Origin of the sequence: Agathobaculum butyriciproducens (assembly GCA_003096535.1) — a bacterium.
Lineage (GTDB): Bacteria > Bacillota > Clostridia > Oscillospirales > Butyricicoccaceae > Agathobaculum > Agathobaculum butyriciproducens.
Map to the genome: position 1 here is coordinate 55,748 of QEKJ01000007.1, position 19,351 is coordinate 75,098.

Genomic DNA, 19,351 nt, shown 5'->3' on the forward strand with positions numbered 1-19,351 from the left:
TAATTAGACCGAAAAGCAGGCGAAGCTGTTCGCCGCATTCGATATAGCAAACACAAAAGGAGTAATCACCATGAAAGTAATTCTCAAGGCCGACGTTAAGGGCAAGGGCAAAAAGGGCGAGCTGATCGAGGTCAGCGAGGGCTACGGCCGCAACTTCCTGATGCCGCGCGGTCTGGCAGAGCCGGCAACCGCGGATAACCTGAACGTCAAGAAGGCGCAGGATGAGGCACACGCACGCAAGATCGCACTCGAGCAGCAGGCAGCCCGCGAGGCAGCCGAGAAGCTCAAGGAGAGCCCGGTAAAGGTTCCGGCCAAGGGCGGCACGGGCGGCCGTCTGTTCGGCGCTGTTACCTCCAAGGAAATCGCTGAGGAGCTGAACAAGCAGTACGGTCTGAACGTACCGAAGCAGAAGATCGTGCTCGAGGAGCCGATCAAGACCTTCGGTGTACACCGCGTAAAGGCAAAGCTGTATCAGGATATCGCAGGCGAGATTCTGGTGCAGGTAGTCGAGGCGTAATCTGCATCTATAGGGGACTTCAAAAGTCCCCTATATACGAAATGTGGTTCCGGAGAAACCACATTTCGATACCCGAATGTCGCGCTCTAAGAGCGCTGGGTCGGGGTACAAAAAGACCCGGCAAAGCTGGGCCTTTTTGTGTGCCGCTCTGCGGCACGGATTGAATGCCGTCGCATAGCGGCGGTCGCCTGAGGGCGGGCCAATGACTCGGTTTTCCATTCGGAAAACCTGTCATGTGGTCGCGCTTTGCAAGCAAAGCGGGATTTGATTGACGCAGGCGATGCCTGCGTTGTCATTTTTTGTTCCTCATTCTCAATTCTCCATTTTCCATTCTCAATTTGTTAGCGGAGGAAGGTAAGTAAGTGCCCGACGAACTTTTAATGCGGCAGGTGCCGCAGGATCTGACTGCGGAGCAGTCGCTTTTAGGCGCGATGCTGGTCGATCCGAATTGCATTCCTGAGGTCATCGAGCAGGTGCGCGCCGATGATTTTTACGCGGAAGAAAACAAGCGCATCTTTGAGACCATCTACTCGATGTTCAACGGCGCACAGCGTATTGACCCGGTAACCGTTCTGGATATGCTCACGCGCATGGGCTACTACGACGAGGCCGGCGGCCGCGCGTATCTCTTTCAGCTGATGGAGGTCACGCCGGGTGCGCGGAACGTCAACGAATATGTCCGCATCGTGCGTGACAAGAGCCTGCTGCGCCAGCTGGCGGATGCGGGCAGCGAGATTCAGCAGAACGCCCTCGAAGCCCACGGCGAAGCCTCCGGCATTGCCGAGCTGGCGGAGCAGCGCATTTACAGCATTCGGCAGGGACGTGAAATTAAGGGCCTGTCACGGCTTTCTGAGGTTATCGCCGATCTGTATACCGAACTGGACGAGCGTGCCCGGTCGGACAGTGAAATTCCCGGTATGTCCACTGGCTTCCACGCGCTGGACACGGCGCTGACCGGTCTCAATAAATCTGACCTGATTCTCATTGCGGCACGACCCGGCATGGGCAAGACCGCCTTTGCGCTCAACGTGGCGCTCAATGCGGCTAAGGCAAGTGTCAAGAATAAGGAGCGCGGCGACAAAAAGGGCACCGGCGTGTGCGTGTTCCAGCTTGAGATGGGCAAGGAACAGCTGGCCAGCCGTTTTCTGTCGAGTGAGGCACTCATCGAGTCGCAGAAGCTGAAAACCGGCAATCTGGACGGTGACGACTGGGTAAAGATCGCGCGTGCGTCCGGCGTGCTGGCAGGACTGAATATCTATGTGGACGACAATCCGGCCATCACGGTTGCGGAGATCAAGGCGAAATGCCGCAGACTGGGCGACGAACTCGGTCTGATCGTCATCGACTATCTGCAGCTGATGCACGTCGGCGGCCGCCACATGGATAACCGTGTGCAGGAGGTCGCAGAGATTTCGCGTTCGCTGAAAATTATGGCGAAGGAACTCAATGTTCCGGTCGTGTGTCTGTCGCAGCTGTCGCGTGCGTCCGAGCAGCGCTCGGATAAGCGCCCGATGCTGTCCGACCTGCGAGAGTCCGGCGCGATCGAGCAGGACGCCGACATCGTTATGTTTATCTACCGCGACGATTACTACGATGATGAAAGCGAAAATAAAAATATCGCAGAAATTATCATTGCGAAAAACCGTCACGGTGCGACCGGCACCATTGAGCTGCAGTGGGTCGGTCAGTATACCACGTTCTCCAATCCGGACCGCATTCACGAGGAGTAAGCCATGCTGGATACGGTAAAACGGACGATTTCTGACTATATGATGCTTGAAACCAGCGAAAATGTGCTGGTTGCCCTGTCCGGCGGTGCGGATTCCACAGCGCTTCTGCTGAGTCTGCGCGAGCTGGGGTATCCGGTGCGGGCATTTCACCTCAACCACTGTCTGCGCGGTGCAGAGTCCGACCGGGACGAAGCCTTCTGCCGCAGGCTGTGTGAGAAGCTCGGCGTGGAACTGACGGTCGAGCGCGTGGACATAGCCGCTGCCGCAGGCGATTCCGCGGTGGAGGAGACCGCGCGGCGTATTCGCTATGCACGGCTGGAGCATGCCGCGCACGGAGCCAAAATCGCGGTGGCGCACAATGCGGACGACAATCTGGAGACCATGCTGTTCCATTTGGTGCGCGGCACAGGTGCGAAAGGTCTCACGGGCATTCCGCCGGTGCGCGGACGCATCATTCGGCCTCTCATCGCGGTCGAGCGCAGCGAGATCGAAGCCTTTCTGCGCGAGCGCGGACAGGATTTCGTCACGGACAGCACGAACGCGGATACAGTTTATACGCGCAACCGCCTTCGTCAGGAGGTCGTTCCCGTTCTGCGGGAATTGAATCCGCAGGCGGCGCAGGCGGCAGCACGGCTTTCGCGTCAGCTTCGGCAGGACGAGACTTGCCTGCAGAGTTATGCACAGACCTGTGTACAACTTTGTGCAGTCGGGAACGGCGCGTGGAAAATTCAGCCTCTGCGGGAAGCCGCACCGGCGGTTCGCAGCCGAGCGCTGCGGCTGCTGCTCGAAAATGCGGATATGCCGCTCAAAGACGTAACTGCAAAGCATATTACTGCGCTCGAGCATCTGCTGGAAACCGCGTCTCCGTCTGCGGAAACCGATTTGCCGAACGGCTATTTCGCAAGACGTGAATATGACGTTCTGCGCATCATTTCCAAGGCTGAAACTGCGGTCGAGCGGCCGGAAATCCCGCTTACCCTACCATTTGCAGGGACGATCTGGAAGGACACGGTAAAGCTCGCCGCAAAAAAATTAGAAAAATCCGAAGTTTTTTACAAAACATTCAATACTTTTTGCCTGGATTGTGGTACAATAGATTTTGAATCGCTGTGTGTTCGCACGCGGCGCACCGGAGATACCCTGCGGCTGACCGAAAACGGCGGCAGCAGATCGCTCAAAAAGCTGATGATCGACCGAAAGATTCCGCGCTATATGCGGAATGCGATGGCCGTCATCGCAGATAAAAACGGCGTGATCGCGGTGCAGGATATCGGTGCGGACTGCAGCAGAACAGCCAAAAATAACGCAAATACACTGCAGATTACAGTAAAGGGGTTATCGAAAAATGGCTTATAATATGCGAGATGACATCAAGGAAGTTTACTTTACCGAGGAGCAGCTTCACGAAAAGGTAGCAGAGCTGGGTGCGCGTATCACGGAGGACTACCGCGACAAGAACCCGCTGATCGTCAGTGTGCTCAAGGGCTCCTATGTGTTCATGGCCGACCTGACCCGCGCCATTGATACGCCGTGCAACGTGGATTTCATGGTCGTATCCAGCTACGGCAAGGGCACCAAGACCTCCGGCGAGGTGCAGATCATCAAGGATATCGCACAGCCGATCGACGGCCGCGACCTGCTGATCGTTGAGGATATTCTGGATTCCGGCGTAACGCTGCATTATCTGATGCAGATCCTTGCAGCACGCGGCGCAAATTCCATCCGCCTGTGCACGCTGCTCTCCAAGCCGGAGCGCCGCAAGATTCAGGTTGATGTGGACTATCTCGGCTTTGAGATTCCGGACGAGTTCGTAGTCGGCTACGGTCTTGACTACGCGGAAAAGTATCGCAATCTGCCGTATATCGGCATACTTAAGCCGTATGTTTACGGCGGCGAGTAATTTAGGGAAGAGGTGTTAAACCGATTTGAAAGGCAAAATGAAAGGCTTCGGCCTTTACCTGATCATACTGGTGTGCCTGCTGGCGGGCGTCAGCTATGTGGTCAGCCAGACACAGCAGACAGAAACGCTGTCCTATAATCAAATCTATAACTATTTTATGGATGGCGATGTTGACCAGTACGACGTGGACGACACCACGCTGACCATGCATTTGAAAAAGGAAAACCAGACGTACACTTACGATTTGGGCGACTACAGAAGCGTGTTCTATAATGATCTGGGTGAGACTATTCAGCAGCAGATGCGGGATGGCACGCTGACCAAGGTCGATTACCGCACGGCGATCATTCCGTGGTGGGCACAGTTCCTGCCGTATGTGATCCTGATCGTGCTGCTGATCGCGTTCTGGTGCTTTATGATGAACAAGCAGTCCGGCGGCGGAGCAGGTCCGATGCAGTTTGGCAAGGCCCGTGCAAAGCTGGCGCAGGACGATAAGCGCAAGGTCACCTTCAATGATGTGGCAGGCGCGGATGAAGAAAAGGCCGAGCTGCAGGAAATTGTTGAGTTCCTCAAGAATCCGCAGAAGTTCGTGCAGATCGGCGCGCGTATTCCGAAGGGCGTGCTGCTGGTCGGCCCTCCGGGCACCGGTAAGACCCTGATCGCGCGTGCGGTTGCAGGCGAGGCGGGCGTACCGTTCCTGTCTATTTCGGGTTCGGACTTCGTTGAGCTGTACGTCGGTGTCGGCGCATCGCGTGTGCGCGACCTGTTCGAGCAGGCCAAGAAGAACGCACCGGCTATCGTGTTCATCGATGAGATCGACGCGGTAGGCCGTCAGCGCGGCGCAGGTCTCGGCGGCGGCCATGACGAGCGCGAGCAGACGCTCAACCAGCTGCTCGTTGAGATGGACGGCTTTGGTGCAAACGAGGGCGTTATCGTCATCGCAGCCACCAACCGCAAGGATATTCTGGATAACGCGCTGCTGCGTCCGGGCCGTTTCGACCGTCAGGTCTATGTCGGTGCACCGGATGTCAAGGGCCGTGAGGCTGTCCTCAAGGTACATGCCCGCAACAAGCAGTTCGACCCGGATGTCAAGTTCTCTGAAATTGCCAAGACGACCGCCGGTTTCACCGGTGCAGACCTCGAAAACCTGCTCAATGAGGCAGCGCTGCTTGCGGCACGCCGCAACAAGAAGCTGATCTCGCAGGAGGAGATCGAGGAGTCGCTGCTCAAGGTCGTAATGGGCGTGGAGAAGAAGAGCCACATCATCAACGAGCACGACAAGCGCCTGACCGCGTACCACGAGGCCGGTCACGCTATCTGCTTCCACGTTCTACCGACGCAGGATCCGGTACACCATGTTACCATTATCCCTCGTTCGTCCGGCGCAGGCGGCTTTACCATGCCGCTGCCTGAGGAGGATCAGGCCTACCGCACCAAGAAGTATATGGAGGAGTACATCATCGTTTGCCTGGGCGGCCGCGTGGCTGAGCAGCTGACGATGGAGGATATCTCCACCGGTGCTTATGGCGACATCAAGCAGGCGACCCAGATGGCACGCGCCATGGTCACCAGCTACGGCATGAGCGAGCGTATCGGCCCGATCGACTACGGTTCGGATAATGGCGAGGTGTTCCTCGGCCGCGATCTGGCAGCCGGCAAGGGCTATTCCGAGGTTAAGGCGGCGGAGATCGACGACGAGATTCACCGCATTATCGAGCACGCATATCACGCCTGTGAAAAGCTGCTGAGCGAGCACATGGACGAGATGAAGCGCGTTGCCGAGTATCTCATCCGTAACGAAACGATGGACGGCGAGACCTTTGTTAAGGTCTACAACGGCGAAATCGTTCCGGATAAGATCGTCGGCGAGGATCTGATGACCGAGCTGCAGCAGGAGCTGCACGCCAAGGTAAGCAAGCCTGCGGAATCCGCAGAGGAGCTTGCCAAGGTCGAAGAAGCTGAAAAGGATCTCGACCCGGATAAGCAGGATCAGTAAACATTCACAAAACCCCACAGAAAATTCTGTGGGGTTTTTCCTTGCCTGAAATGTCAAATACTCTTGACATTTTGCTGTCCGCCTGTTATCTTGAAGATGTAAAGAGAACTTTACATTTTAGCGAACAGCATCAAGGGTAGGAGGTGCTTTTATGCGGTGGAATTTGTACACATCAGCCGAGAAAATGCAGGTATTGTGGGTCTGCATCGGTCTGCCGGTGCTCCTGCTGGCGGCATGGCTGGTAAGAGACTGGATGGATGCCGGAGGATCGAAAAAGGCCCGCAAAGCCGCCAAAGCACTCGGCAGCAGGACCGATGAGATGGAGCACGCCATCAGCATACAGGCGCAGGCGGTCGCGTACCGCGTGACGCAGGCGGGAATCCAGGTGTGCCTGTATTATCGGTTGCTGATAAAAGGGCAGGCGGCAATGGAGTTGTGTGCGCTGCTGGTCGTGTCCGGCATGGCGGAGGTGGCTGTTATACTTGTGCAGACGTTCCGCAAAGCAAAGGACGACGAGGAGCATCCGCCGAGACTGGCTTTCCTTATCGCAAAGCTGACGTTCTGTGCGGTGCTGATCGGATTGGCCGTCGGAATGACGGTTCTAACGCAAAACTGGTAGGAGGTGCGCTTATGAGCTGGGATATGTACGATATGACACAGAAGGTGCAGGTTGTTGTGGTTGCGATTGTGCTGCCGCTGGTTATTCTTGTAGCGAGTCTGTGGCACGACTGGGTAGAAGAAGGACAATCGCCGCGAGCGAGAAAAATCATGAAGGACTGGGAATGGAATATTGATGAGATGGCGCACGCCGTCAATGTGAAGGGTCGCTTGATCGGCTACCGTGTGCTGCAGGCCGGTGTTATCATTTATCTTGGTTACAGCCGCTTTTTTCGTGATTATCGCTCGATTGAACTCAGTGTCCTGGCAATCGTGTCCATTGTTGCTGAGGTGCTGTTTATTATCATCAAAACCATTCGTAATATGGCGGGCGATGAGGATAAAACGCAAATGTGGAAACAGATGGGACATAGTGTGTTCAATAATCTGATGTATCTGTGTATTGTGGTCGATGTTTTCTGGATGTAGGGAGGTGCACCTATGTTTACAACCGAAACCGGTATAGGCGTGGTCGTAATGGTTGTTTTTGCGGCATTCTGGCTGGCTTTTATGCTCTGGGAGGACTGGGGACAGGCCGGGAAAACCGCTCGTGCACGCGCTTCCGCGAAGGCTAACGGCTGGGAGCAGGACGAAATGCAGAACACGATCACACGCAATGGTGCGATTATCGCCTATCGCTTGATGACGGTCGGGCTGTTCGTGGTGATGCTGGTGGATATCATTGCATTCGGCAAAAATGTGAGCGAGTTTGCGATTCTGTGGTTCGTGTGCATGGTGTTCGAGGGTATTTACAGAACAATCGCGACCTACCGTGCCGCAAAAGACGACGAGGAAAATCCGCCGTCTAAAAGTGCGCTCGCCGGGGATATTGTAAAGCGTATTTTCATTCCGGTCGTGATATTCGCAGATTTGATATGGAAGTTCTGGCGCTGAAGATGAAGAACAACATTAAAGAACTCCGCAAGGCGCGCGGCCTGCGGCAGGAGGACATGGCAAAGCTGCTCGGGGTATCGCGGCAGACCATCGTGGCGATGGAGAACGATAAGTACGACCCGACCCTCGAACTGGCGATTAAAACCGCACGGCTTCTGGAACAGCCGGTTGAGAAGATTTTCTTCCTCGATGAAGAATCGTGAAAATTGAGAATTGAAAATGGAGAATGAAGTGCGATGGCATACCTCGATTTTGGGCGGCCAATGGCCGCCCCTGCGGGTACACGTTTGCAAATGGTTCGGAAAATGCAATCTTTACGTTCATTTTCCATTCTCCATTACTGTATGAAAAAAGGACTTCCCGCAGGAAGTCCTTTTGATTAACGAGGTTTACCCAATACCGCCCGGGATAATAAAGCTGAAGAATACGACGAGTGCGGCAAGGAAGATATACACATACTTCGCAAGCGGCGCAAACGCGCGGCTGAGCGGCTTGCTGCGGCCGTTCATCAGCTCCTGCTCCATCTTGTCGATGCCGAGCACCCAGTACGCCATAATCGCACCGAGGATTGCACCGATCGGCACAATGTAAATGGTAATCACGTCCATCAGCGTACCCATGAGCGTATCGCGCTCGATAAACAGGCCAACCGCCAATGCGGCGCCGCACGCCAGCAGGACAGCGGCCTTTCGGCTCAGCTTGAGGCGCGTCTGTGCGGCTTCAGAGACTGCTTCCAGCATATTCGCCAGCGAGGTAATGCCCGCGAACAGCACGGAAATAAAGAAGAAGAACGCGAACAGACGGCCGAACGGCATCTGCTGGAATACACGCGGCAGGGTGATGAACAGCAGCTTGGGACCGGAGGCCGGGTCCAGACCGAACGCGAATACGCTCGGCAGGATGGCGAAGCCGGCCAGCATAGCCGCGCAGGTGTCGAGCACCGCCGTCATGCAGGACGAGTGAACGACATCCTCGTTCTTCGGCAGGTACGAGCCGTAAATGATCATGCCCGAGCCGGTGATCGACAGCGAGAAGAACGCCTGCCCCATCGCCATGATCCATGTGCGCGGGTTGAACAGGTACTCCCACTGCGGTACGAGCAGGTATTTGTAGCCTTCGATCGCATTCGGCAGGAAGGCTACGCGGACAGCAATAATGATGAACAGGATGAAGAATGCGGGCATCATCACCTTGTTGATCTTTTCAATGCCGCCGGACACGCCGAAGATCAGCACAGCCGCCGTCAGCAGGATAACCAGGGTGTGCCACGGCACACTGGAAAAATTCGTGCTGCTCATTTCCGTGAAGAACTGCTCCGGTTCGGTGCTCATCAGCGAGCCGGTCAGTGCACCGAACGCGCTCCGCAGCACCCAGCCGACGATGATGGCGTAGCCGATGGCGATGCCGAGCGAGCCGAGCAGCGGAATCGTACCGAGGATGGCGCCGCCCTTTTTGCCGCGGGACTTCATCGCAAATTCATACGAGCCGATCGGACCTGTGCCGGTCATGCGGCCGAAGGCGAACTCGCCGGACAGGCCGACATAGCCGAACAGCGCAATAAACAGCAGGTAGGGGATTAAAAAAGCCGCGCCGCCGTATTGACCGGTGCGATAGGGGAACATCCAGATGTTGCCCATGCCGACCGCTGAGCCGACAGCCGCCAGCACAAAGCCGATTTTTGAGGTAAAGGTTCCGTTTCCATTTTTCTGATGCATAATAAAATTCTCCGGTTTGTTTACAAGTGTATACTTAGTATAACACAAAATAAAGTAAAAAGCCACTTGTACTTTCAACAGGAAAAGCGGGAGCTTTTGACAGAAGTAACAAAACGCTCGTCGGAATTTAGGGAAATTTATCAGTTATTCTCTTGCGCTCGGTGGATGGATATGGTATGATAGATGAGCGTGAAAAAGACAAGTGTCTTTTTAGGAAGGACAGACATCGCATGGTAAAACCAAAGTATTATCTCGTGGAGCGCACTCTGCTGCCGGAGGTATTTCAGCGCGTGATCGAAGCGAATGAAGCCATCGCTTCGGGCAAGGCGGCTACGGCAAGCGAAGCGGCAAAGATCGCCGGTCTGTCGCGCAGTGCGTACTACAAATATAAGGACGGCGTTCGCCCTTTCTTTGAGGCGACTACCGACCGCATTGTCACCTACCATTTCATGCTGCACGATCAGCCGGGTGTTCTGTCGAGCATCCTCGGACTGATGGCACGCTCGGGTGCAAACCTGCTGACGGTGAACCAGTCCATTCCGATGAGAGGAATGGCATCGGTCACCATTTCGGCCCGCACCGGTGAGATGAAATACTCATCCGAAGAGCTTGTGCATCGCGCAGAAGCAATGGAAGGCGTCAGCAAAGTGGAAATTCTGGCATCTGAATGACCGTCCGACGGTATACAGAACGCTAATTTAACTGATGAAAGGAAATCAGCATATGATTAAAGTAGCAATCATGGGACACGGCACCGTCGGCTCGGGCGTATACGAGGTGTTTGACATGAACGCCGACAAGATCGCAAAGACCGTTGGCGAGCCGGTTGAGGTAAAGTACGTCCTCGACCTGCGCGACTTTTCCTCTCTGCCGTATGGCAATAAATTTGTAACCGATTTCTCCGTCATCGAGAACGACCCCGAGGTAACGGTCGTTGCCGAGGTGATGGGCGGCGTGGGCGCTGCATATCAGTTCACCAAGCGCTGCCTCGAGGCCGGCAAGAGCGTATGCACCTCCAACAAGGAGCTGGTTGCTACCAAGGGTGAGGAGCTGCTCAAGATTGCCGAGGAGCACGGCGTAAACTACATGTTCGAGGCCTCTGTCGGCGGCGGCATTCCGGTCATCCGCCCGATGCTGCAGTGCCTGGCTGCCAACGAGTTTAACGAAATCTGCGGCATCCTGAACGGCACGACCAACTACATCCTCACCCAGATGATCCACAACGGTGTTACCTTTGCGGATGCGCTCAAGCAGGCACAGCTCAACGGCTATGCCGAGAAGGATCCGACCGCTGACATCGAGGGTCACGACGCCTGCCGCAAGATCTGCATTCTGTCCGACCTCGCTTACGGCGACAAGTTCGACCCGGATCAGGTTTCCTGCGAGGGCATCACCAAGATCACCCTCGAGGACGTAGCAAACGCCGATAAGCTGGGCTGCGTTATCAAGCTGCTGGGCCGCTCGGTCCGCTGCGAGGACGGCACCGCTTACGCTTATGTTGCACCGCATCTCATCCACAAGGAAAGCCCGCTGGCCGCTGTTGAGGACGTATTCAACGCCATCATGATCGACGGCAATGCGACCGGCGAGGTTATGTTCTACGGCAAGGGCGCCGGCAAGCTGGCGACCGCTTCCGCTGTTGTTGCCGATATGCTGGACAGCATCGAGCACAAGGACAACCGCCGCCGTATCTTCTGGGGCGATGGCTCCAAGAATCTGCTCCGTCCGCTGGATACCCTGCAGAGTGCATGGTACGTTCGCTTCAAGGGCGCACAGAAGGATGTTGAGGAGCTGCTGCCGGTTGAGAGTCTGACCGAGCCTGCTGAGGGCGTATTCGTGGTTCAGACCCGCAAGCTGTCCACCGCAGAGATGAACGCCGCAGCCGAAAAGCTGAACGCACGCGGTGAAGTTCGTGCGGCAATGCGTATTCTGTAAAGGAGAGAAATACAATGGTTCGTGTAACCGTTCCTGCTACGAGCGCCAATATGGGCTCGGGCTATGACAGCATCGGCATTGCGCTCGAGCTGTATAACGTGATCGACCTCGCAGAGAACGATCATATTGATATTTCGGATAAAAATGGTCAGTACGTCCCGCAGGACGAGAGCAACCTGATCTATCAGTGTGCAAAGCGCGTCTACGACGAGTGCGGCAAGCCGCTTTCCGGCTTGACCATCGTTGAGGACTGCGCTATCCCGCAGACCCGCGGTCTGGGTTCGTCCTCGGCGTGCACGGTTGCGGGCATCATGGGTGCAAACATGCTGCTCGGTGAGCCGCTCGACCGCAACGCGGTCATTGATCTGGCGGCTACCATCGAGGGCCATCCGGATAACTCCACACCGGCGATCCTCGGCGGCTTCTGTGTGGCGCTGCTCGAAAACGGCCATGTGCATCACGTTCGTGTGCCGGTTCACGGCGCGATCGACTTCGTGGTATTCATTCCGGATTTCCAGCTGTCCACCGAAAAGGCGCGTGCGGCGCTGCCCAAGACCATCGACCATCACGATGCGGTTTACAATCTGGCGCGCGCAGCGCTGCTCGCGGGCAGCCTGACCACCGGCAAGCTGGAAAACCTTGATGTGGCAACCGGTGACTGTCTGCACCAGCCGTACCGTTTCGGTCTGATTGAAAACGGTGAGGACATCGTGCGTGAGGCCAAGAAGCTGGGCGCACTCGGCGCTTTCATTTCCGGCGCAGGCCCGTCCATCGTGGCGATCGTCTACAAGGGCGACCGCGACTACATCACCCGTGCACAGGAGCTGTGCGAGAAGCTGTATCCGCACTGGAAGGCCGTACAGCTGCGCTGTGATGAGGTCGGTGCGACCGTAAAACGACTGTAATAGGGGACGGATGAGTGCTCTCGTCCGTGTATATAAGGAGGAAACATAGTTAGTATGAGTCTTATTGTGCAAAAGTTCGGCGGCACTTCGGTTGCCAACACCGAGCGACTGAAGAATGTTGCGGACATTGTTACCAAGACCGCACAGGCAGGCAATCAGGTTGTTGTAGTTGTATCCGCGCAGGGCGATACCACGGATGATCTGATCGTAAAGGCTGCCGAGCTGAACGACCGTCCTTCTAAGCGTGAGATGGACGTTCTGCTCAACACCGGCGAGATGATCTCCATGTCTCTGCTGGCGATGGCTATCCAGAAGCTGGGCTTTCCGGTTGTATCCCTGACCGGCTGGCAGATCGGTCTGGAGACCAACAGCAACTACTCGGATGCCCGCATCAAGCGCATCGCAGGCGAGCGCCTCAAGGCAGAGCTGGACAACGGCCGCATCGTTATTGTTGCAGGCTTCCAGGGCATCAACCAGATGGGCGACGTGACCACGCTCGGCCGCGGCGGCTCGGACACCACCGCAGTTGCTATTGCAGCAACGCTCGGCGCGGATCTCTGCCAGATCTACACCGACGTAGACGGCGTTTACACTGCCGATCCGCGTATCGTAAAGGATGCCAAGAAGCTGGACGCCATCACCTATGATGAGATGCTGGAGCTGGCATCTCTGGGTGCACAGGTGCTGCACAACCGTTCGGTTGAGATGGCAAAGAAGTACAATGTCGATCTTGAGGTCGTTTCGAGCTTTACCCGCAATCCGGGTACCAAAGTCAAGGAGGGTTCTAACATGGAAAAATTGAATGTTTCGGGTGTTGCCCGTGATAATAACTGCGCACGAGTTGCCATCATCAATCTGGATGATACGCCGGGTACCGCGTTCAAGGTATTCTCGCTGATGGCGAAGCACCATGTCAATATCGACATCATCCTGCAGTCCGTCGGCCGCGATAACAAGAAGTCTATTTCCTTCACCATCCGTCAGGACGATGCAGAGCGCGTAGAGTCTATCCTGCGCGACGCGAAGGAGATGCTCGGTTATGAGGATCTGTCCATCAACACCAAGGTTGCAAAGGTTTCCATCGTTGGTGCAGGCATGGCTTCCGCTACCGGTGTTGCTTCCAAGATGTTCGAGGCTCTGGCTATGGCCGGCATCAACATCCGCATGATCTCCACCTCTGAGATCAAGATCTCCGTCCTCATCAACGAGGAGGACAGCGAGAAGGCTGTTAAGGCTATCCACGAGGAGTTCTTCAACGCCTAATTGGGGGCAATACCACACGATTGCATCGGCGGCGTTTGGCGGAAATTTTGTGCGCTGATTTTGTTGCGTTCCCTTGCAATACACAAAGTATTGCTGCGGAACCGCGCCGCATCAGCACGCAAAATTTACTCGCCAACCGCTCACCGCTGAATCGTGTGGTAATGCCCATAAGTGTTTTCTCAGATAGCCTCAAAGTCCCGAAATGTGCATTTCGGGACTTTTTTGCAACCGGAAAGACGTCCGCAACCGTCGGTTGACAAAAAGAAACGATGGGTTGGTGGCGTTTTTGCGGCATTTCAGGCACACTGGAGACAGAAAAGAAAGGCAGGTGGCAGAGATGACAACAGGTGAGAAAATCGCGGCACTGCGAAAAGAGCAGGGCATGAGTCAGGAGGCGCTCGGCGAAAAGCTGGGCTTGAGCCGTCAGGCGGTCAGCAAGTGGGAGGCCGATCAGGCGGTGCCCACGATGGATAATTTAATGGAACTGAGCAAGCTGTTCGGCGTTCCGGTGGATACGTTGCTGCGTCCGGATGCGGAGCTAATGCCAAAGGCAGAGGACTCGGATGAATCGTGGCCGGGTGCAGAGAACCAGCCGGTCAGGAACGGAAACCGTAAGTGGAAAATTGCGGCAATCGCAGCGGCAGGGCTGCTGTGCGTCAGCGTCGTGTGCAGCGCGGTCAGCCTGTGGCGCGTGCTCGCCATGCAGCAGCAGATCGACACGCTGCGGATGCAGAGCGGGCCGAGCACGATTTACTATCCGGATAATACGAGCGCTGAGAACAGCGATTTAGCCGACTGGTCGGAGAACGTGACCGTAGACCGGCAGAACACGGAGAACCTTCTTGTGACGGTGAGCGCGGTTCCGCGCAGTATGCTGGATGGCGAAACCGCAAAGTTTGTGGTGCGCAGCGGCGACCAGTCGTGGGAGTGCGACGCGGAGGATAATAACGGGTACAGCGGAAAACTGAGCGTGCCGTTTGTGGATACGTTTTCTGTCTATTTGACATTAACAGGCACGAATGGTGAGACGCGCAATATTCTGGTTACATCTGAATATGATTTGGAACAGCGGTTCCGGCTGAGTGTGACAGCGCATTGGAACAATGGTGGTATAAGCAGCACCGGCGAAAAAAATCCGACTACCACCGTCAGCGGCGGAGTAGAAGTGAGAGTTTACTGCAGCAGTGAGGATGTTAAGCCTGCCAGCAGCAATATTGTGCTGTATCGGAACGGAAAAGTGCAGGATATGCAGCCGATTGATATAAAAGATTTTACGGGCGACAGCACATTCTACACCGATGTAAACTGGCGCAATCTGGAAGGCGAACTGGGTGAATACCGCGTCAAGGTCGTTATGCTGGATAATTTCGATAAACTCTATACCGCAGACGTTGACTAACAAAAAAGACCGCTTATGCGGTCTTTTTTGTTATTTCCTCGGTGTAAATGTCGCAGCGAGGACGTAAACACGGCTTGCACCCATCTCCCGCAGGGCTTTGACGGCGGCAGCCGCCGTTGCGCCGGTGGTGATAATATCATCGACCAGCACGACGGATTTTCCGGTCAAGTCCACGCCGCCCTTCGGCAGAACGGCGTCTTTCGCGTTGCTCTGCCGCGCGGCGTAATCCTTCTGCGCGGATTGCTTGCCGACAAACCATCGCTTGCGCAAGGTGGCTTCGCATGGAAGAGAAAGCGGCTTTGCCGTCAGCTTTGCCAGCAGTTCCGCTTGATTGTACCCGCGCTTGCGGTAGTGCAGGAATCCAATCGGCATGTAGGTAATCAAATCAGGCTGCCAGTCGTCCAGCCGTGCGGTGAGAGCCACGGACATTTGCGCCGCGAACCAGTCCGCACAGTAGGCGGCGCTGCTGAATTTGAACCGTTTCATGGCATTGCGTACTGTGCCGCGGTAATACAGCGGAGCGATCGTACCGTCCGCTCCGGCGATGGAGATGACCTCAGTGCAGCGGTATTCCCGCCGGACTGCAGCGGCACAGTCCGGACAAAGCTGCAGCGTGCGGCTGGTCGTCACCGGAAAATCCGCGCCGCATAAAACGCACCTGTGACCATAAAGAATGCCCATCGAATCACCTCAACTATGCAAAAAGAGCTGTCCGCGCGGGACAGCTCTTTGATTATGCGATATTGCGGAAACTTACTTCTGGAGCAGCTTCTTCAGACGCTCAGCAGCTTCCTTGGTGCGTGCCTGATCGCCGAATGCGGTCAGACGGAAGAAGCCGTCACCGTTCTTGCCGAAGCCTGCACCCGGCGTACCAACGACGTTGGCATTCTCAAGCAGGTAGTCGAAGAAGGTCCAGGAATCCATGCCGTTCGGGCACTTGAGCCACAGGTACGGGCTGCTCTTGCCGCCGGTGTACCAAATACCCAGCTCATCGAGGGTCGCAGCGAGAACCTTAGCGTTCTGCTTGTAGTAGCCGAGGGTCTCCTTGATCTGCTTCATGCCTTCCTCGGTGAAGCAGGCAGCAGCGCCCTTCTGTACGATATACGGAACGCCGTTGAACTTGGTGGTCTGGCGGCGCAGCCACATCTTGTTCAGCTTGCCGTCCAGCAGAGCGGTCGGAACAACGGTCCAGCCGCAGCGGGTGCCGGTGAAGCCTGCCATCTTGGAGAAGGAGCAGAACTCGATCGCACAGGACTTAGCGCCTTCGATCTCGTAGATGGAGCGCGGCAGAGTCTCATCCTCGATGAAGCACTCGTAAGCTGCATCATACAGGATAACGGCGTTCTGCTTGTTTGCGTAATCTACCCAAGCCTTCAGACCTGCGCGGTCGTAAGCAGCGCCGGTCGGGTTGTTCGGAGAGCAGATATAGATGATGTCGCACTGAACGGACTCGTCCGGCAGCGGCAGGAAGCCGTTTGCCTCGTTTGCATCCGCGAATACGATCTTGCGGCCCGCCATAACGTTGGTATCAACGTAAACCGGGTAAACCGGGTCCGGAACCAGAACGGTGTTGTCAGTGCCGAAAATGTCGAGGATGTTGCCGAGGTCGCTCTTTGCACCGTCCGAGATGAAGATCTCATTGGTGGCGAGCTCTACGCCGTGGGACTTGTAGTAGCCGACCAGCGCCTCGTGCAGGAAGCCGTAGCCCTGCTCATCGCCGTAGCCGTGGAAGGTCTCCTGCTTGGCCTGATCCTCAACGGCTGCGTGCAGTGCGTCGATAACAGCCGGTACCAGCGGACGGGTTACGTCGCCGATGCCCAGACGGATGATATCAGCCTCCGGATGTGCTTCGGAGTACTCACGCACCTTGCGTGCGATGGTGGAGAACAGATAGCTCTGCTCGAGATTGTCGTAGTTCTTGTTAGTCTGCATTGTTGTTCTGGCTCCTTTTCAGAGATGCCGCGACGAACGCCTTGAACAGGGGATGTGCGCGGTTCGGACGGGACTTGAACTCGGGGTGGAACTGCACGCCGATATAGAACGGATGGTTCGGGATCTCAACGGTCTCCACAAGCTCGCCGGTCGGCGAGGTGCCCGTGATCTGCATGCCCTTATTTTCAATCTCCTCGCGGAAATTGTTGTTGAACTCGTAACGGTGGCGGTGACGCTCGGAAATCATTTCCTCGCCGTAGGCCGAGGCCATGATGGTATTCGGACGGATCTTGCACGGATAAGCGCCCAGACGCATCGTGCCGCCCTTCTTGGAGATGCCCTGCTGGCTCTCCATCAGGTCGATGACCGGATGGGTGGAATCCGGGTCAAACTCGCTGGAGTTTGCATCCGCGTAGCCGAGTACGTTGCGTGCGTAGCTCATAACCGCGATCTGCATGCCGAGGCAGATGCCGAAGTAGGGGATACCCTGCGTGCGGGCATAGTTTGCTGCACAGATCATGCCTTCTACGCCGCGTGCGCCGAAGCCGCCCGGCAGGATGATGCCGTCAACCTCACCGAGCAGTTTGTCCACGGTGGAGTCGTTGATCTCTTCGGAGTCTACCCAGTCGATGTCAACGAAGCAGCCGGTTTCGTAGCCGCCGTGCTGCAGCGCCTCTGCAACCGAGAGATATGCGTCGTGCAGCTTGACGTACTTGCCGACCAGTGCAATCTTAACGTGGTTCTTGCGGGCGGCAATGCGCTCGAGCATTTCCTGCCACTCGGTCATATCGCCCTTGCCTGCGCCGATGGACAGCTCACGGCAGACGATGTCGGACAGATGGCTCTCCTCGAGCATCATCGGTGCCTGATACAGAACCGGCAGGGTGCGGTTTTCGATTACGCAGTCCTCCGGCACGGTGCAGAACATGGAAATCTTGCGCTTGATGTCGTCATCCATCGGCTGGTCAACGCGGGCTACGATGATATCCGGAGAGATGCCCAGACCGCGCAGTTCCTTAACCGAGTGCTGGGTCGGCTTGGACTTCGGCTCATTGGAGCCGGAGATGAACGGAACCAGCGTTACATGGATGAACAGGCAGTTGCGGCGGCCAACCTCAGCAGCAACCTGACGGATTGCCTCGAGGAACGGCTGAGACTCAATATCACCGGTGGTGCCGCCAATCTCGGTGATAACAACGTCAGCCGAGGTCTTTTTGCCTACCGAGTAGATGAAGGACTTGATCTCGTTGGTGATGTGCGGGATAACCTGCACGGTCTCACCGAGGTACTCACCGGCGCGTTCCTTGTTCAGAACATTCCAGTATACCTTGCCGGTAGTCAGGTTGGAGAACTTGTTCAGGTCCTCGTCGATGAAGCGCTCGTAGTGGCCGAGGTCGAGGTCGGTCTCTGCGCCGTCGTCGGTAACGTAAACCTCGCCGTGCTGGAACGGGCTCATCGTGCCCGGGTCTACGTTGATGTAGGGATCGAGCTTCTGCGCTGCAATTTTCAGGCCGCGGCTTTTCAGCAGACGGCCGAGAGATGCGGCAGTAATGCCCTTGCCCAGACCGGAAACTACGCCGCCGGTCACGAAGATGTACTTTGTCATATCTCGATTTCCCCCTTGAATACGGTCGTTGCCGCGCCCGTCATGAACACGGTTTCATCTGTATAGCGAATGGTGAGGTCGCCGCCGCGCAGGTGCACGACGATATCCTCGTTTTTGTTTGCAAAGCCGTTCAGACATGCTGCCACGCCGGTCGCACAGGAGCCGGTGCCGCACGCCCATGTTTCACCGGAGCCGCGCTCCCAGACGCGCATTTTCAGGCTGCCGTCCGGCAGGACATTGACAAACTCGGTGTTGACACGCTCCGGGAACAGCGGATGATGCTCGAACTTGGGTCCGATGCGCGTAAGGTCGAGGTCGTCCACATCTTCCTTCTGGAAGATAACGCAGTGCGGGTTGCCCATGGAAACACAGGTCATGTGGTAGACCTTTTCGTCCACAACGATGGGTGCGCTGATGACATTTTCGCCGTCCATATCAACGGGAATCTCCCGCGGAGCAAGAATGGCTGCACCCATGTCCACGCGGGCGGACTGCATTTTGCCGTCCTTGACGGTCAGCTCAAGCGTTTTTACGCCGGAAAGCGTGTCAATGGTGATAGTGGTGCGGCCATCGGTCATGCCGTTGTCGTACAGGTACTTGCCCACGCAGCGGATGCCGTTGCCGCACATTTTTCCCTCCGAGCCGTCGGCGTTGAAGATACGCATCTGCGCATCCGCCTTGTCGGAAGGAGAAATAAGGATAATGCCGTCGCCGCCGATACCGAAGTGCGGCTCACTGAGCTTGATTGAAAGCGACTCGGGATCGGGCACAGTCTGGTCGAAGCAATTGAAATAGATATAATTGTTGCCGCAGCCGTGCATCTTGGTGAAAGCCAGCTTCACACGGATTCCCTCCTTAGAAAATAACAAAAATGGCATATAGGCAGGGAAAGACAGAGCTTC

Annotated in this window: 19 protein-coding genes; 14 read left to right on the top strand and 5 right to left on the bottom strand. The window is 56.0% G+C overall.

Annotated features, from left to right (window positions below; translation table 11 throughout):
• Nucleotides 1-70 precede the first annotated feature (70 nt).
• From rplI to C7386_RS07295, 9 genes are all read left to right on the top strand, one after another.
• The gene (gene rplI, locus C7386_RS07255; RefSeq protein ID WP_110436125.1) at nt 71-517 is read left to right on the top strand and encodes a 50S ribosomal protein L9; all 447 of its coding nucleotides are present in this window, start codon (nt 71-73) and stop codon (nt 515-517) included.
• 362 nt (nt 518-879) lie between these two features.
• Entirely contained in the window at nt 880-2,247 is a 1,368-nt protein-coding gene (gene dnaB / locus C7386_RS07260; protein ID WP_188886039.1) for a replicative DNA helicase, read from the top strand.
• 3 nt (nt 2,248-2,250) lie between these two features.
• On the top strand, nt 2,251-3,603 hold the full coding sequence (gene tilS / locus C7386_RS07265) for a tRNA lysidine(34) synthetase TilS (protein ID WP_110436127.1): 1,353 nt from the start codon (nt 2,251-2,253) through the stop codon (nt 3,601-3,603).
• Nucleotides 3,593-4,147, top strand: coding sequence for a hypoxanthine phosphoribosyltransferase (gene hpt / locus C7386_RS07270; protein WP_227109570.1), 555 nt, complete (start codon nt 3,593-3,595; stop codon nt 4,145-4,147). The genes tilS and hpt overlap by 11 nt, the downstream gene beginning before the upstream one ends.
• A gap of 37 nt (nt 4,148-4,184) precedes the next feature.
• On the top strand, nt 4,185-6,143 hold the full coding sequence (gene ftsH, locus C7386_RS07275) for an ATP-dependent zinc metalloprotease FtsH (RefSeq protein WP_110437192.1): 1,959 nt from the start codon (nt 4,185-4,187) through the stop codon (nt 6,141-6,143).
• A gap of 151 nt (nt 6,144-6,294) precedes the next feature.
• Nucleotides 6,295-6,762 carry a hypothetical protein gene (locus C7386_RS07280; protein WP_110436128.1) on the top strand — a complete coding sequence of 156 codons (468 nt, stop codon included), beginning with the start codon at nt 6,295-6,297 and terminating at the stop codon, nt 6,760-6,762.
• Nucleotides 6,763-6,773: 11 nt separating this feature from the next.
• A complete protein-coding gene (locus C7386_RS07285) occupies nt 6,774-7,229 on the top strand; it encodes a hypothetical protein (protein WP_110436129.1) in 456 nt (151 codons plus the stop codon).
• Nucleotides 7,230-7,241: 12 nt separating this feature from the next.
• Nucleotides 7,242-7,694 carry a hypothetical protein gene (locus C7386_RS07290; protein ID WP_110436130.1) on the top strand — a complete coding sequence of 151 codons (453 nt, stop codon included), beginning with the start codon at nt 7,242-7,244 and terminating at the stop codon, nt 7,692-7,694.
• 2 nt (nt 7,695-7,696) lie between these two features.
• Complete coding sequence (locus C7386_RS07295; RefSeq protein WP_110437193.1) at nt 7,697-7,897, top strand: helix-turn-helix domain-containing protein; 201 nt, start codon at nt 7,697-7,699, stop codon at nt 7,895-7,897.
• 186 nt (nt 7,898-8,083) lie between these two features.
• On the opposite strand, the gene C7386_RS07300 is transcribed toward C7386_RS07295, so the two are convergent.
• Complete coding sequence (locus C7386_RS07300) at nt 8,084-9,409, bottom strand: sodium-dependent transporter (protein ID WP_110436131.1); 1,326 nt, start codon at nt 9,407-9,409, stop codon at nt 8,084-8,086.
• Nucleotides 9,410-9,639: 230 nt separating this feature from the next.
• On the opposite strand from C7386_RS07300, the gene C7386_RS07305 reads away from it, so the two are divergent.
• From C7386_RS07305 to C7386_RS07325, 5 genes are all read left to right on the top strand, one after another.
• Nucleotides 9,640-10,080 carry an ACT domain-containing protein gene (locus C7386_RS07305; RefSeq protein WP_110436132.1) on the top strand — a complete coding sequence of 147 codons (441 nt, stop codon included), beginning with the start codon at nt 9,640-9,642 and terminating at the stop codon, nt 10,078-10,080.
• A 52-nt stretch (nt 10,081-10,132) separates the two neighbouring features.
• Nucleotides 10,133-11,344, top strand: coding sequence for a homoserine dehydrogenase (locus C7386_RS07310; protein ID WP_110436133.1), 1,212 nt, complete (start codon nt 10,133-10,135; stop codon nt 11,342-11,344).
• 14 nt (nt 11,345-11,358) lie between these two features.
• Nucleotides 11,359-12,249 carry a homoserine kinase gene (thrB, locus tag C7386_RS07315; protein WP_110436134.1) on the top strand — a complete coding sequence of 297 codons (891 nt, stop codon included), beginning with the start codon at nt 11,359-11,361 and terminating at the stop codon, nt 12,247-12,249.
• Nucleotides 12,250-12,303: 54 nt separating this feature from the next.
• Complete coding sequence (locus tag C7386_RS07320) at nt 12,304-13,512, top strand: aspartate kinase (RefSeq protein ID WP_110436135.1); 1,209 nt, start codon at nt 12,304-12,306, stop codon at nt 13,510-13,512.
• Between the two features lie 337 nt (nt 13,513-13,849).
• Nucleotides 13,850-14,911 carry a helix-turn-helix domain-containing protein gene (locus tag C7386_RS07325; protein ID WP_165815496.1) on the top strand — a complete coding sequence of 354 codons (1,062 nt, stop codon included), beginning with the start codon at nt 13,850-13,852 and terminating at the stop codon, nt 14,909-14,911.
• Between the two features lie 30 nt (nt 14,912-14,941).
• Here the strand turns inward: C7386_RS07325 and C7386_RS07330 are convergent, their stop codons facing one another.
• The 4 genes from C7386_RS07330 to dapF form a co-directional block, all read right to left on the bottom strand.
• On the bottom strand, nt 14,942-15,592 hold the full coding sequence (locus C7386_RS07330; protein ID WP_110436137.1) for a ComF family protein: 651 nt from the start codon (nt 15,590-15,592) through the stop codon (nt 14,942-14,944).
• Between the two features lie 72 nt (nt 15,593-15,664).
• A complete protein-coding gene (locus C7386_RS07335) occupies nt 15,665-16,843 on the bottom strand; it encodes an LL-diaminopimelate aminotransferase (protein ID WP_110436138.1) in 1,179 nt (392 codons plus the stop codon).
• A complete protein-coding gene (gene pyrG, locus C7386_RS07340; RefSeq protein WP_110436139.1) occupies nt 16,833-18,449 on the bottom strand; it encodes a CTP synthase in 1,617 nt (538 codons plus the stop codon). The genes C7386_RS07335 and pyrG overlap by 11 nt, the downstream gene beginning before the upstream one ends.
• Complete coding sequence (dapF, locus tag C7386_RS07345; RefSeq protein WP_318261265.1) at nt 18,446-19,291, bottom strand: diaminopimelate epimerase; 846 nt, start codon at nt 19,289-19,291, stop codon at nt 18,446-18,448. Before dapF ends, pyrG begins: the two co-directional genes overlap by 4 nt.
• Nucleotides 19,292-19,351 lie beyond the last annotated feature (60 nt).

Bases quoted from the DNA above. Each gene is read 5' to 3' on its own strand.
- C7386_RS07320 (WP_110436135.1), top strand. From the start codon at position 12,304: ATGAGTCTTATTGTGCAAAAGTTCGGCGGCACTTCGGTTGCCAACACC.
- rplI (WP_110436125.1), top strand. From the start codon at position 71: ATGAAAGTAATTCTCAAGGCCGACGTTAAGGGCAAGGGCAAAAAGGGC.
- hpt (WP_227109570.1), top strand. From the start codon at position 3,593: ATGGCTTATAATATGCGAGATGACATCAAGGAAGTTTACTTTACCGAG.
- C7386_RS07325 (WP_165815496.1), top strand. From the start codon at position 13,850: ATGACAACAGGTGAGAAAATCGCGGCACTGCGAAAAGAGCAGGGCATG.
- C7386_RS07295 (WP_110437193.1), top strand. From the start codon at position 7,697: ATGAAGAACAACATTAAAGAACTCCGCAAGGCGCGCGGCCTGCGGCAG.
- C7386_RS07300 (WP_110436131.1), bottom strand. From the start codon at position 9,409: ATGCATCAGAAAAATGGAAACGGAACCTTTACCTCAAAAATCGGCTTT.
- thrB (WP_110436134.1), top strand. From the start codon at position 11,359: ATGGTTCGTGTAACCGTTCCTGCTACGAGCGCCAATATGGGCTCGGGC.
- ftsH (WP_110437192.1), top strand. From the start codon at position 4,185: ATGAAAGGCTTCGGCCTTTACCTGATCATACTGGTGTGCCTGCTGGCG.
- C7386_RS07285 (WP_110436129.1), top strand. From the start codon at position 6,774: ATGAGCTGGGATATGTACGATATGACACAGAAGGTGCAGGTTGTTGTG.
- C7386_RS07280 (WP_110436128.1), top strand. From the start codon at position 6,295: ATGCGGTGGAATTTGTACACATCAGCCGAGAAAATGCAGGTATTGTGG.
- C7386_RS07335 (WP_110436138.1), bottom strand. From the start codon at position 16,843: ATGCAGACTAACAAGAACTACGACAATCTCGAGCAGAGCTATCTGTTC.
- C7386_RS07330 (WP_110436137.1), bottom strand. From the start codon at position 15,592: ATGGGCATTCTTTATGGTCACAGGTGCGTTTTATGCGGCGCGGATTTT.
- pyrG (WP_110436139.1), bottom strand. From the start codon at position 18,449: ATGACAAAGTACATCTTCGTGACCGGCGGCGTAGTTTCCGGTCTGGGC.
- C7386_RS07310 (WP_110436133.1), top strand. From the start codon at position 10,133: ATGATTAAAGTAGCAATCATGGGACACGGCACCGTCGGCTCGGGCGTA.
- C7386_RS07290 (WP_110436130.1), top strand. From the start codon at position 7,242: ATGTTTACAACCGAAACCGGTATAGGCGTGGTCGTAATGGTTGTTTTT.
- C7386_RS07305 (WP_110436132.1), top strand. From the start codon at position 9,640: ATGGTAAAACCAAAGTATTATCTCGTGGAGCGCACTCTGCTGCCGGAG.
- tilS (WP_110436127.1), top strand. From the start codon at position 2,251: ATGCTGGATACGGTAAAACGGACGATTTCTGACTATATGATGCTTGAA.